Origin of the sequence: Shewanella sp. Shew256, from assembly GCF_002196695.1 — a bacterium.
Taxonomy (GTDB): Bacteria; Pseudomonadota; Gammaproteobacteria; order Enterobacterales; family Shewanellaceae; genus Shewanella; species Shewanella mangrovisoli.
This window is the reverse complement of record NZ_NAJR01000031.1, coordinates 1-13,122: the sequence shown is the minus strand read 5'-3', so window position 1 is coordinate 13,122 and position 13,122 is coordinate 1. Positions and strand designations below refer to the sequence as shown.

The following is a 13,122-nucleotide window of genomic DNA, read 5'->3' as shown; positions in this document are numbered from 1 at the left end:
CACCCACGCGCCTGGAGATCTGCGAAGCGCAATCACCTTCTCGGAAACCCTCGCGAAATTTCGCAGTCGCGACGCCAGAGACCGAGGGTTAGATCATGCCTAGCATTCACCTTCCGGCCGCCCGCTAAATATCTCCTTTTGGGTTGTTAATAAAACATCCAATAAGTTGACTGTGCGTGAAAAAGAAAGTTTTGTGTGATGGCGTTGAAGATCGCACCGTTAAGCTCTTATGTGGGATGGTGCAGAGCTCGACGACTACCGATAAAACGCAACCGCCGCAAACAGACAAGAAAAAGCCCCAACTGATAACAGTTGGGGCTTCAGTATTGTGATTGGTGGAGCAATAGCACCCTGAACCCAAAACCTTCTCGCTCAACCGGTAGTGGCTGATAACAACTCGTGAGGGCTATTGCGGGTTAAGCATTTAGCGATGTCTAGGGCCAGACTGGACGTCTGAACGCAAGCCGCTGATACTGTACATAACCACAGTATCAGCGGAGGATACCCATGTCGCTGGCAAGGAACGCCACGGCGAGTCAATCGCCCACTCAAACAAACGGTTACGAACGCCACCAACCCGACCAGACGCTGCTCTACCAGCTGGTTGAGCAGCACTACCCAGCCTTCAAAGCCTCACTCGAAGCCCAAGGTCAACACCTGCCTCGCTACATCCAACAAGAATTCAACGACCTCCTCCAATGTGGCCGTCTGGAGTATGGTTTCATGCGGGTTCGCTGCGAGGATTGTCATCACGAGCGTCTGGTCGCCTTCAGCTGTAAACGACGCGGCTTTTGCCCTAGCTGCGGTGCCCGCCGGATGGCCGAGAGTGCGGCGCTGCTGATAGACGAAGTCTTCCCCAAGGAGCCCATTCGCCAGTGGGTGCTCAGCTTTCCTTTCCAGCTACGCTTTTTGCTGGCTCGCCATCCCCAGCTGATGGGCCAGGTCTTGAGTATCGTCTATCGTACACTCTCAACTCATCTGATCAAAAAAGCCGGTTACACCAAAGCCTCTGCACAAACTGGCTCAGTGACTCTTATCCAACGCTTTGGCTCCGCGCTAAATCTCAATGTCCACTACCACATGCTGTTTCTCGATGGTGTCTATGCCGAAGATGACTATGGCAAGCAACGCTTCCATCGTGTCAAGGCACCCACTTACGATGAGCTGAATACGCTCGCTCACACCCTCAGCCATCGCATCGCTCGCTGCATGGAAAAGCGTGGGATTTTGGAGCGTGATGCCGAGAATACGTGGTTGACACTGGAAGTGCGCATTCTGTTTTATGTGAACACCGATTCTGGTCAATATGAACACTCGGCATTTCCCGCATTGGGCTCAGTTCTCTTTTAACCTAGGTGTTCATTTTCAGTCAACTCTGATGTGACTTTTCGCATCGATTCTCCTTTGAGTTTTAGCCTGTGGGCGTTGTGCATTAACCTGTCCAGGATGGCATCTGCCAGCGTGTTATCGCCAATTGCCTGATACCATTCCTCTGTTGGCAACTGGCTTACCATAATTGTTGACGTTAGCTGATGCCGATCATCCATGATCTCCATCAGATCGTTGCGCTGTGCCGCTTTTAACGGCTCTAACCCCCAATCATCCAGGATCAGGATGTCGTATTTCGCCAGCTGTTTTAATGCTTTGCTGTAACTGCCATCTGCTTTGTGTTGGCTTAGTTCCATCAGTAAGCGCGACAGTCGGTAATACTTTGCGCTGTGGCCTTTTAAGATCGCAGTATGTGCCAGAGCACACGCGAGATAGGTTTTACCGCTACCACAGGGGCCGGTGATTAAGATGTTCTGATGTTTCGTTACCCAGCCGCAGCTGAGTAAACCGGCTATCACGGATTGGTTTAAACCGCGTGGCTGTTCGTAATTAATCTCCCGCGCATTTGCAGCAACTTTGAGTGTTGCACCTGTTAACAAGCGCTGTTGTTTACGGGTATCGCGGCTTTGCTGTTCGTGATCAATCAGGAGTTGCAACCGCTCTTCAAACGACAATGCCTGGTAGGTGCCCGGTTGCTCACGTTGTTGTAGCAGGGCCTGAGCCATGCCATTTAGCTTGAGCTGTCTAAGAACGGTGATGTTGTGCGCTGTCATAATGATTCTCCTTAATGGAAGCTGCTTGGGCCGCGGATGTTTTCATGTGTCTGCGGCAAGATGGGCTGGCTGTCATCTTCCGTAACCAGCGTATCGAGATTGCTTTTCAGGATTGAGGTAATGTTTTTCAGCCGGGTGAGCTTTTGTTCATTGGCGATAGCGCAAGCACGATTCACGCGTTGCGCCGGATAGCGTCGGGTCAGATTCAGTAAGCCTAAACATGTCCGGTAACCTTGTTGTTCGTGTGCTCTGTCATCCATGACGTGCACCACCCAGGTTAGCGTGTCACTGCCGATGTCTTTAGCCCAATTCATCAGCCGCCCACGGCTCCATTTGTGATGCTTCTCATGCCGCACCGGCATATGCTCAGGTTTTGTACTGATACCGCGGCGATTAATGCGCGGATGGCTGGTGATCTGCTTGTTCTGGAAGTACAACGTAATGAGGTTGTCGGTGGCATGCAGTTCAAGTTTCTCACCCACTAACTGATGCGGCGCTGAGTAAAGATGCTCACCGAACTGCACATGGTAATCGATGTTGAGCTTCACCATTTTGATGTCCGTGTATTGATACGGCTCGCGTGGTAAACGGCTAAGCGCCGGTTTATCCAGTTGCTCGAACCATTCTTGCCGGTTACCGCTGAACTGCTTAAACGGCCGAGTATTCACATCCTGTAATAGCGCCTTGATGCAGTGATTCAGCTCAGCTAACGAGAAGAAGGTATGGTGACGTAATCTGGCTAAAATCCAGCGCTCAATGATTTGCACACCTACTTCTGCTTTGGCTTTATCCTGTGGTTTACGGGGCCTAGCTGGCATAACCGCGCAGCCATAATGGTGAGCTAATTGGTGGTAGGCGGCATTGATATCCGGATCGTATCGGCAAGCCTTGGTCACGCCGCTCTTAAGGTTATCCGGGACAATGAGCTTGGGCACGCCACCAAAGAAGCTGAAGGCTCTGGCATGGCTGCCCAGCCAATCTGGTAGCGTCTGCGTTAAGGTCGCTTCGGCATAGGTGTAATTCGATGCGCCCAATACGGCTACGAAGACCTGGGCAAAGCGAATTTCACCGGTACTGGCACAGACAATCGGGACGGTTTGCCCAGCATAATCAACAAACAGCATGTCACCGGCAATATGGACTTGTCGCATTGAGCGGCGCTGCTTTTTCTGCCACTCGCCATACAGGTGACAATACTGCGGGTAACTGTAACTGCGATTGGGGTACTGCTGGGTATATTCTTCCCAGAGTAGATGTTTGGTGACACCTTCTTTACGCAGTTCTTTATGCACGGTCGTCCACTCTGGCAATTCCAGCCTGGTGGATACGCGGGCATCGGCTTTAGGATAAATCAGCTTGGCCAGAGCACTGTCGTCTAAGGTGCAGATGGTTGACCAGTCGATGCCTTGCTGCTCTGCTGCGCTGGTGACTTTTTGTATAGCGCCGATGCTGATACGCAGGCTATCCCGAACCTGACGGACGGACAAACCAGCATGCAACCGTAGCCTGAGGATTTCACGAAGTTTACGCATTGATGTTCTCTGTCTGCTCATAACCGTATCCATCTGAAAATGAATAGGTTATCAGTGATAACAATCAACGCGGGAAAGGGATTCTGGAATTATGTGAACACTGATTCTGGAAATCGGGCAAAAGTGTTCACTTTGCGCCAGAATAGGTGTTCACATTAAATCAGAATGGGTGTTCACTTAAAACCAGAAAGGGTGTTCACTTTGGGCCAGAATACGCAGGAAGAGGGCGAAGACGATACGCTGACTCAATTACATGGTGCTTCGGTTACGTATCGCATTGCCGTCGGCCCCCAGCAAGGGCGCAAAGTCTTCACCCTGCAAACCTTGCCAGGGCGTGAGGATAAAGCCGACTCAAGCAGTCGAGTAGCCAACCATGCTGGTTTCTCGCTACACGCCGGTGTGATGGCCGAAGCGCATCAGCGGGATAAGCTTGAGCGCTTGTGTCGCTACATTAGTCGGCCAGCGGTTTCAGAAAAACGTCTGGCATTAACCGCCAATGGGCAGGTGCGTTACGAGCTCAAAACTCCGTACCGCAATGGCACCACCCATGTGATCTTCGAGCCGCTGGACTTCATCGCCAAACTCGCTGCGTTGGTACCTAAGCCGCGAGTCAACCTCACACGCTTCCACGGCGTCTTTGCACCGAACAGCAAACACCGAGTTCAAGTAACACCCGCCAAGCGGGGCAAGAAGCCCGACAAATCGGAAGGTCTCGATACTAACTGGCGTGACAAGAGTCCTGCAGAGCGCCACCGCGCCATGACCTGGATGCAACGCCTCAAGCGAGTCTTCAATATTGATATTGAAGTCTGCGAACACTGCGGCGGTCACGTCAAAGTGATTGCCAGCATCGAAGATCCGAAGGTCATTGAGCAGATTCTCAAGCATCTGAAACAGAAAACAGCCAAGGCGAATGCCGCCAAGCAGCGTGAGCTGCCACCAGAACGAGCGCCGCCACTGACTCCCAGCCTGTTCGATCCATCACAGAGTCGTCTCTTTGACTGACGACCCCAAATCCAACACTGCTCAACACTGCCAACTTTTAAACGGGGCGGTGGGGCAGTTTGTATCTCTCGAGCTATCAGGCTAGAGATTTTACCGCCAAATCGAACCTTATTAGAGCGGTTTAGGCTGGACCGGCAGTTAAAATTGGGGCTTGAGCGGTAAACGAGTGAGGGAATTTCAGGTAAGATACTTCGGATGAGGAGCAAAAAGGTGGTTTATACTTCCTATACCCCACTACTTTCTGGCTTTCAAATGCTCGCCGATAATCCTGATTTAGGACGAAGCTGCCATGAAATATATAGTAACGGCTTTTACTTTCCGATTGGAAAACACACTGCTTACTTCACAAAGGAAGAGAATTTCATCTTAATCGTAGCTGTATTGGGGCAATCTCAGTTACCGCAAAATCACCTGAAATAATAAACAATTATGGGCGATGCTTTCGATTGGTAAGCTAACGCCGCATTAAGGGGCAGGCAACGCAAACAACTGCGCTCAAATTAACCAGCCGTAACCTCAAATGCTAAACCAAACCAAAACTGCCAAGCGTTGACTGTCCCTCTTGAATGCTTTGTTATGTAACTTTACTAACTATTTCAAAGCATTACAAAGAACAACATTGCCAAATATCGTTTAACTTACATGAAAATTTAACAGTAACCCAGTAGAATTTGCGTGACAACAGCGAAACTGCGAGCCCTAGTTCAAAGAAAAAAATGACTACCACTAAACTTATCGCAAACCCACTTTACCATTAAAACCCAGAGCAAAGACTCGAAGAACAAGGAGACGAAAACTAAGCCAACATGAATAAAACTAGGTTTATAAATTTGAAAATAACCAATTTAAACAATTACTTAAAAGTAACGAATATATAAAATAGAAGCCAAATTCAAAGTAAAAAAGCATAAAAATACTTTAATTTTCAATACATTGTGGGCTTTTTCTCTACGGTTACATAACGCCGCATTAAGGTGCAGGCAACGCAAACAACTAAACTTAAACTAGCCAGCCGTAACCTCAAATGCTCAACCAAACCAAAACTGCCAAGCGTTGACTGTCCCTCTTGAATGCTTTGTATGGATAATAACTAACAAATAAGGGTAAAGTGAGACCCAGACTTTAGCTGCAACTAAAGTTCTCTATCTGATAGTTCGATTGAACGATGGCTCCTCTATTGAGAGACCGATAACAAGAGCGAACGTCAGATAGAACTCCAAGCACCACACTCGAATAGTCTTCTGGGTCTCGAACCCGCATTTAGCAAGCAAGAGTTAGCTTATTATGAATACAAATACACTGCAAAACATTAATATCGGCGTTGATACCGGCAAGTCACAATTAGATATCTATATCCGCCCTCTCGATATCTATTTTAATGTCACCAATGATGAAAAAGGCATTAAACAAGCCATCAAAACCATTAAAAAGTACCAGCCTGAACGTGTAGTCATCGAAGCCACCGGACGGTTAGAAATGCCCTTCATCTTAGCCTGCGACAATGCTAAGTTGCCCTATGTCATTGCTAACCCATTACACATTAAAAAGTTCTCCGGTGCCCTTGGCCAAAGAGCTAAAAATGACCGTTTAGATGCTGCTCTTATTGCTCATTACGCGGAAGCGATTAAACCGAAGCTCACACAATTGAAAAGTGAAAACATTCGTTTAATGAGTGATTTAGTGACAAGACGCAACCAGTTGTTGACCATGCAAACCATGGAAAAGAACCGCTCTCAAATCATGCCTAAATCTGTTGCATCATCGATTAAATCCCTACTTACCATGCTCAAAAAACAGATAGAAAACATTGAGACTAGAATCGAAAAACTCATCGAGACATGCCCTGATTACCAAGCCAAAAATGAGCTATTACAGAGCGTACCTGGCATCGGAAAAATTGCGGCAGCCTCCATCATCAGTAACGTACCTGAGCTGGGCTACATCACCAACAAACAAGCGGCTTCATTAATCGGTGTCGCTCCCATTACTCGAGAAAGTGGCAGTTATAAGGGCAAGCGAATGATCAAAGGCGGACGCATGCAAGTCAGGACAGTTTTGTACATGGCCATGATGTCTGCAATGCAATGTAACCCTGTTTTTAAACAGCACTATCAAAAATTATTAGCCGCTGGCAAACCTAAAAAAGTAACGATCATTGCTTGCGTCAGAAAGATGGTAGTTATCCTAAATTCTATGCTCAGAGATGGCTGTATGTGGGATGCAGACAGCGCAAAAAATTAACTCTTGACGCCATAGTCTCTTGTTATGTAACTTTGCTAACCATTTCAAAGCATTACAAAGAACAGCATTGCCAAATATCGTTTAACTTACATGAAAAGTTAGTAGTAACCCAGTAGAATTTGCGTGGCAACGACGAAACTGCGAGCCCTAGTTCAAAGAAAAAAATGACTACCACCAAACTTATCGCAAACCCACTGAACCATTTAGAACCAGCTAAAAACTCGAAGAACAAGAAGACGAAAACTAAGCCAATATGAATAAGGCTGACTTTACAAACTTTATAAATAACCAATAAAAACAATAATTTAAAACCATAAGCATGTGAAGTAGAAGCCAACTTAAAAAAGCAAAAGCATAAAAATATTTTTAATTTTCAATATATTGCGGTCTTTTTCTTTACGGTTACATAACGCCGCGTTAAGTAGTGAGCAACATGCCACCCAACCTAAACCATTGTGCCGTAAACACTAAATTCAAAGCAAACCGAAAATGCCCAGCGTTGCGAATCTGTCTTAAACGCTTTGTTATGTGCGTAGCCGAATCTTGCGCTTAGTCAGGAACAATGATTACCCCTAATTGCTCCAGTAACTGCTCCTGTTGCCACGAGCATATTTTTACACCTGTAAGATCAATCTTTCGAGGATCTAAACCATAAAGCTCTGAATGACTTAAATCACAGCCTTGTACTCTAAACTGTTCCCAGCAGTCTTCTGAAAAAACGCCACGACTTAAATCTGATTCTTTAAATGAAGCGCCTCGAAGATTTGCACCAATCCATCTATTTTCGAACAGGTCACATTTTTCAATAAGCTGCTGCTCAAAATTGGCATAGGATAAGTTACAACCTGTTATGTATGCAGAGCAAAAGTACATTTTATTCGAAACCTGATTTACAAAACTAACTTGGCTAAAATTTGCCCCTTTAAGATCACAATCTCTCAGTTCAATACCAAAGCAATTTGCCCCCTTAAAATGGGACATTGAAAGCTGACAATCTTTAAATGAAGCATCTCGAAGATCAGCATAAGAAAAATCGCACCCTTCCAGTGCCCCCTGCTCTATGAAAGTACAGTTAATGAACTGTGTATCTCGAAGGTTTGAGCGCTTAAAATTACAATGTATAAAAGTACAATTGCTAAAGATATGTTCTTGCAAGTCCTGATGTGAGAAGTTCACTTGATTATATAATTGCTTTGATTTTTCCATGCTGTAGCTCCAAAAAACATTTGATTTGAAGACTACCATTTACCTGAAAGTTCTCAACAATGTCAACGGCAATCCAATTTTGACCCACTTACCGCTTAAAACGGTAATCTAAATTTGACCCACCCCGGGCGTCTTTTCAACTTAACGTACTTTCTGAGGCCGGTATGACACCCGCTGTTCTTTTGCCTTTTAACCTATAACTATTTCCGCTGATTTGCACGATATGCGCATGATGTAACAGCCTGTCCAGCAATGCCGCAGTTAAGGTTTGATCATCAGCAAACGCCGTTGACCACTGAGAGAACGGTAAGTTACTGGTCACAATAACGCTGCCCTGTTCATAACGTTTCGCTATCACATTAAAGAACAGATTGGCTTCATCCCGCCCAAACGGCAGGTAGCCGATTTCATCTATCACTAACAGCTTTGGCGATAACACACTGCGCTTTAAATAGGCCTCAAGGCGGCCCTGTTTCTTTGCCGTAGCAAGTTGTAGCATTAAATCTGCCGCAGTAATAAAGCGTACTTTGATACCACGCATAATGGCGCTGTATGCCAGTGCTATCGCCAGATGGCTTTTACCCACCCCACTGGGGCCAAGCAGGACGATATTTTCTTGCCTTTCAATAAAGGCCAGGCTGGTCAGCTCCAGTAGTTGTTTGCGTGGTGCGCCGGTGGCAAAGCGGAAGTCGTAATCATCGAAGTGCTTAACCGCTGGCAATCCCGCGGTCTTGAGTAACATCTCCCGCGTGCGCAGCATTCTGGCATCCAGTTCGGTTTGCAGCAGGCTTTCAAGGTAGTCTGCGAAGCTTTTGCCTTGTGCCGCATTATGGTCAGCTATTGCTGACCATTCCGTTGCTATGGCCGACAGTTTTAATACCTCACAGGCATGTTGTATGCGCTGAAGTTGCAGGTTCATGGCCGCACCTCCAGCAGTTGGTCATACACCGATAACGGGTGCTGCAAGCTTTCCCTTGGCATCGCATAGCGTGTGGTTTGCCGGATGTCAGACTGACGCGCTTTAATCCCACTGGGGAGCGCCTGTAAGCTCAAGCGCTCTTTGGCCAGTAACACCGCAGGCTTCTCGCCAGTGGTGCCATGAATGCGCTGATTGGCTATATCATGCAGCCAGGGGCCGATATGCGCATTCGCTGTGTCGACATCGAGCACCAGGCCAGCCTGTTTTAAACTGGCAGCCAGCGGTGTGATAAAGCTGCCTTTTAAATAACCATTGAAGCGTTCAACTTTACCCTTGGTTTGTGCACGGTAAGGACGGCAGGCTTTAAGTTTAAAGCCGTAATCTTTAGCCATTTCCAGTAGCTTCGCATTCCAGCGGTGCGCACCTTCACCGTAGGCATCGCGTTCAATCATGATGCATTTGGCATTATCAAACAGCAGCTCTTTAGGTACGCCACCGAAGTAATCCAGTGCTGCTTCAATGCCCAGCAGCCAGTCTTCCTGGCGCTCATATTCACTAAAACGAACATAGGTAGCACGGCTAAAGCCCAGCGTGGCAACAAAGGCTTTGAGCTTATAACGCCCGCGACGAATGGTCGTAAAATCGATTTGTAGTTGCTGGCCAGGTGCCGTCTCAAAGCGCTTCACGGGGTCATTCTGTTGGGGCTTAAAAGGCCGGATATAGTTCTTCAGAATGCCTTCTTTGCCAGTAAAGCCTTTGGCCTGGATTTCACGGAACAATACTGTTGCCGGTATCCAGTCAGGCTTAGCCGCCGCGATACGTTCCATCAGATATGTCTTGAAGGGGTCGAGTTTTGACGCCCGATCAGCGCGTTCACTGTAGGCTGGCGTTCTGGCAATATCTCGCAGATACTTACGAACAGTATTACGCGAGACCTGTAGTGTTTTGGCGATAGCACGAATGCTATGGCCTTGCCGGTGTAACACATGAATTTCCACTAATGACTCCTGAGTCAGCATTAAAATTACACCGCCTTTTCGAATTAATGACGGCGGCAATTTTGCCTCAGGTGGGTCAATTTTAAATTGTCGTTAGTGGGTCAGTTTTACATTGCCGGTGACACAACAAAAACAAAACCAATAAAAACAGACACTTAAAACACCCCGTTTTAGCCAAGATAAGGCATCAAAATGGCATTTTAAAGGGTGCTAATTCAAAATAAGCGATGCGGCCAGCTAGAAAAAAGTTTTGGTGAACCTGGTGAGTTTTAGAGAAAGCACATAACGCCGCATTAAGGGGCAGGCAACGCAAACAACTGCGTTCAAATTAACCAGCCGTAACCTCAAATGCTCACCCAAACCAAAACTGCCAAGCGTTGACTGTCCCTCTTGAATGCTTTGTTATGTAACTTTTCTAACCATTTCAAAGCATTACAAAGAAAAACATTACCAAATACCGTTTAACTTACATGAAAAGTTAGCAGTAACCCAGTAGAATTTGCGTGACAACGACGAAACTGCGAGCCCCTAGTTCAAAGAAAAAAATGACTACCACTAAATTTATCGCAAACCCACTAAATCATTAACAACAAACTGAATACTCGAAGAATAAAGAAGCCGAAAGCTAAATCAATATGAATAAAACTGGATTTATAAACTAAAAAACAACCAATTAAAACAACTAGTTAAAACCATACGATATGCAAAGTAAAAACACACTTAAAAATAAATACACTTTAAATTTCAATACATTGCGGTCTTTTTTCTCTACGGTTACATAACGCTCTGTTAAGGGGTGAGCAACGCTATACCGAAGCCACCGCACACCACCTTAATCACTAAAATCAACGCATAGTAAAAATGCCACGCGTTGCGAATCCCTCTTGAACCGTTTGTTAGGTATTTATTGCTGCTGAACGTAAATGAGCCGATTTGTATCAAAGCCACGCTCTTTCGACATTTGAACGAACTTCTCCAGAATGTCTGGTTCGACTCTAGGCGTTCTTGAAAGTAATACCAATCTAAATAAAAATGTGATCTAATTAAGGCTATTTAACTACTACCGTCATTCGTCATGAATAGCCTTAATAATATCGACTTTAAAAAGCTCGCCAGTCAGCAAAAATCCATTCAGATGAAAATGAGATTACTGGCTCTTGCTCATTTCAAAGATGGACAATCTCGAACACAAATTGCCAAATACCTAAAAGTGAGCCGCACTAGCGTAAACAAATGGGTTCAAACCTTTTTAGAGCACGGGCTCGAAGGTCTTCAAGAAAAACCAAGGACTGGGCGACCCGCCTTTCTTACCCCTGAGCAACGTGAGCAGTTAAGTCAGTTTATTAAAGCGCGCGCGTCTGACTCTTCTGGTGGACGCTTAACGGGCAACGATATTCATGCCTATATCGTCAACGAATTTGGCAAACATTATCATCCTGACTCCATTTATTATTTACTTAATCATATGGGCTTTTCTTGGATAACCTCTCGTTCAAAGCACCCTAAACAATCACAGCAAGTCCAAGACGATTTTAAAAAAATTCAAAATCGAAACGATCCTGATGATCCCAGGCCACATAAGCCTTGAGTCGGTTGATGTCTGGTTCCAAGACGAAGCCAGATTCGGTCAGCAGAATACAACGACTCGTCTTTGGGCACCGCGTGGGACTCGGCCGAGAGCAATCAAACAACAGCAATTTGAATACGCTTATTTGTTTGGCTCAGTCTGCCCCGCAAGAAGGATAGGTGAAGCTATCGTAGTGCCTTGGGTCAACAAAGAGATCATGATAAATCACCTCTCTCAAATCTCTAAAGCGACAATAAAAGGACGCCATGCCGTTGTGATCATGGATGGTGCAAGCTGGCATACCGATGATATTGCTGCGCAGTTTGACAATGTCAGTATCATCAAATTGCCGCCCTATTCACCAGAGCTCAATCCAATAGAACAGGTATGGAGTTGGTTACGACAACATTTCTTGGCGAACCAAAGTTTCACCAACTATAACGATATTGTCGAAAAGGTATGTCACGCATGGAATCGATTTTTGGAATGCACCGATAGGGTACAAAAAATGTGTAAAAGAGATTGGATTGAGCTGACCAGTTAATTTTCCAGATTGGTATAACCACAGATATTCTGTATTCGGCCCTGATACGAAGGCATAACTGTAGTTTTCACGCTCTAACTCAAACACCACGTAAGAGCCATAAAACGGACCAAAAAATGAAACCTTCAGATAACCGTCTGTTGGACTATTTACAAAGTAAGCTTTGCCTTCAGTCTCTTTCCACTCACCTTTCTCTTCGGAATAACCACGATTAAGAACTGAAACACCGCCATCATTTCGAACACGGTATTCCGCAGTAACCTGACTTAAACCTCTTTCAAAAGAGTGATCAAGTCGAGCAACCTCGTACCATTTACCTAAATAATTGTTCAGTTCAAAATCCGACACAGGCTTTACTGATTCGGGCATACCCAAGCAGCCGTTTAATAAAACAGTACAAATAATCAACAAGATTGATCTCATGATGCCTCCAAATACCTAACGCCCTGCTAAGGGGTGAGCAATGCACTGCAAAAGCTACCGCACACCAACTTAATCACAAAACTCACCGCATGCTAAAAATGCCACGCATTGCGAATCCCTCTTAAGCAGTTTGTTAGGCAACTCTGCTGCATAGTTCAGATACACTTGGGCATTGGAGCAAGAAAGGTTCAATATTTGTATTTCGTTCTGGTACCCACAGCAACCGAAACTCTTTTTGAGGCGAATATTTATCACTGGGCTTTACAAAACCTATAGGTCCTGGTGGTGCTTCTAACCCAGTGTAGACTCGGTCTTTATATTGCACCAACCCCATACCTCCTTCACGAATTTCAATATGCTTGTTGAGCTCGACAGAAACGCGTTTGAAGTACTCTACTGGATTCGAAATCTTTACACAGTATTTGCCAAATGTATCCGATAATTTTTCCGGCTGCTGAGGCACTGTTGCAAATAGTCGGTGGTGATAAACTTATCATCCCCTTTTGCTGATGGAGCTGCACATGAACCCATTCAAAGGCCGGCATTTTCAGCGTGACATCATTCTGTGGGCCGTACGCTGGTACT

The 13,122-nt window shown here is 45.8% G+C and carries 10 protein-coding genes and 3 pseudogenes; 5 read left to right on the top strand and 8 right to left on the bottom strand.

Translation table 11 applies throughout. From position 1 onward, the window contains the following. Window positions 1-507 precede the first annotated feature (507 nt). Window positions 508-1,266, top strand: a pseudogene (locus tag B5P39_RS24050) (IS91-like element ISCR1 family transposase); the annotation flags it as partial. An 80-nt stretch (window positions 1,267-1,346) separates the two neighbouring features. Here B5P39_RS24050 and istB (B5P39_RS24045) read toward each other — a convergent pair. Together istB (B5P39_RS24045) and istA (B5P39_RS24040) are read right to left on the bottom strand one after the other, a co-directional pair. Further along, entirely contained in the window at window positions 1,347-2,102 is a 756-nt protein-coding gene (gene istB, locus B5P39_RS24045) for an IS21-like element helper ATPase IstB (protein WP_088213158.1), read from the bottom strand. Between the two features lie 11 nt (window positions 2,103-2,113). Then, on the bottom strand, window positions 2,114-3,655 hold the full coding sequence (istA, locus tag B5P39_RS24040) for an IS21 family transposase (protein WP_088213157.1): 1,542 nt from the start codon (window positions 3,653-3,655) through the stop codon (window positions 2,114-2,116). A gap of 192 nt (window positions 3,656-3,847) precedes the next feature. Between istA (B5P39_RS24040) and B5P39_RS24035 the strand changes: the two are divergent. The 3 genes and pseudogenes from B5P39_RS24035 to B5P39_RS24025 all read left to right on the top strand — a co-directional run. Next, window positions 3,848-4,639, top strand: a pseudogene (locus tag B5P39_RS24035) (IS91-like element ISCR1 family transposase); the annotation flags it as partial. Between the two features lie 195 nt (window positions 4,640-4,834). Beyond that, window positions 4,835-5,059, top strand: coding sequence for a type II toxin-antitoxin system RelE/ParE family toxin (locus B5P39_RS24030; RefSeq protein WP_088213155.1), 225 nt, complete (start codon window positions 4,835-4,837; stop codon window positions 5,057-5,059). A gap of 864 nt (window positions 5,060-5,923) precedes the next feature. Next, on the top strand, window positions 5,924-6,880 hold the full coding sequence (locus B5P39_RS24025; protein ID WP_088213154.1) for an IS110 family transposase: 957 nt from the start codon (window positions 5,924-5,926) through the stop codon (window positions 6,878-6,880). Between the two features lie 549 nt (window positions 6,881-7,429). Here the strand turns inward: B5P39_RS24025 and B5P39_RS24020 are convergent. From B5P39_RS24020 to B5P39_RS24000, 4 genes are all read right to left on the bottom strand, one after another. After that, complete coding sequence (locus B5P39_RS24020) at window positions 7,430-8,086, bottom strand: quinolone resistance pentapeptide repeat protein QnrVC6 (protein WP_032495607.1); 657 nt, start codon at window positions 8,084-8,086, stop codon at window positions 7,430-7,432. Between the two features lie 136 nt (window positions 8,087-8,222). Next, the gene (gene istB / locus B5P39_RS24015; protein WP_088213153.1) at window positions 8,223-9,005 is read right to left on the bottom strand and encodes an IS21-like element helper ATPase IstB; all 783 of its coding nucleotides are present in this window, start codon (window positions 9,003-9,005) and stop codon (window positions 8,223-8,225) included. Continuing rightward, window positions 9,002-10,024 (bottom strand): IS21 family transposase, encoded by a 1,023-nt coding sequence (gene istA / locus B5P39_RS24010; RefSeq protein ID WP_088213152.1) that lies wholly within the window; start codon window positions 10,022-10,024, stop codon window positions 9,002-9,004. The genes istB (B5P39_RS24015) and istA (B5P39_RS24010) overlap by 4 nt, the downstream gene beginning before the upstream one ends. Window positions 10,025-10,907: 883 nt before the next feature. Further along, the gene (locus B5P39_RS24000) at window positions 10,908-11,024 is read right to left on the bottom strand and encodes a lipocalin family protein (RefSeq protein WP_254915859.1); all 117 of its coding nucleotides are present in this window, start codon (window positions 11,022-11,024) and stop codon (window positions 10,908-10,910) included. Window positions 11,025-11,078: 54 nt separating this feature from the next. Between B5P39_RS24000 and B5P39_RS24605 the strand changes: the two genes are divergently transcribed. Further along, window positions 11,079-12,114 (top strand): IS630 family transposase gene (locus B5P39_RS24605; protein ID WP_140418354.1). Its coding sequence is split into 2 segments (ribosomal slippage): window positions 11,079-11,537 and window positions 11,539-12,114, totalling 1,035 coding nucleotides; the frame shifts between segments, so codons are not numbered across the junction. Between the two features lie 15 nt (window positions 12,115-12,129). Here B5P39_RS24605 and B5P39_RS23985 read toward each other — a convergent pair. Further along, window positions 12,130-12,537, bottom strand: a pseudogene (locus B5P39_RS23985) (lipocalin family protein); the annotation flags it as partial. Window positions 12,538-12,887: 350 nt separating this feature from the next. After that, window positions 12,888-13,122, bottom strand: a 235-nt coding sequence (locus B5P39_RS25220) for a hypothetical protein (protein ID WP_217895758.1), incomplete at its 5' end; no start/stop codon positions are given.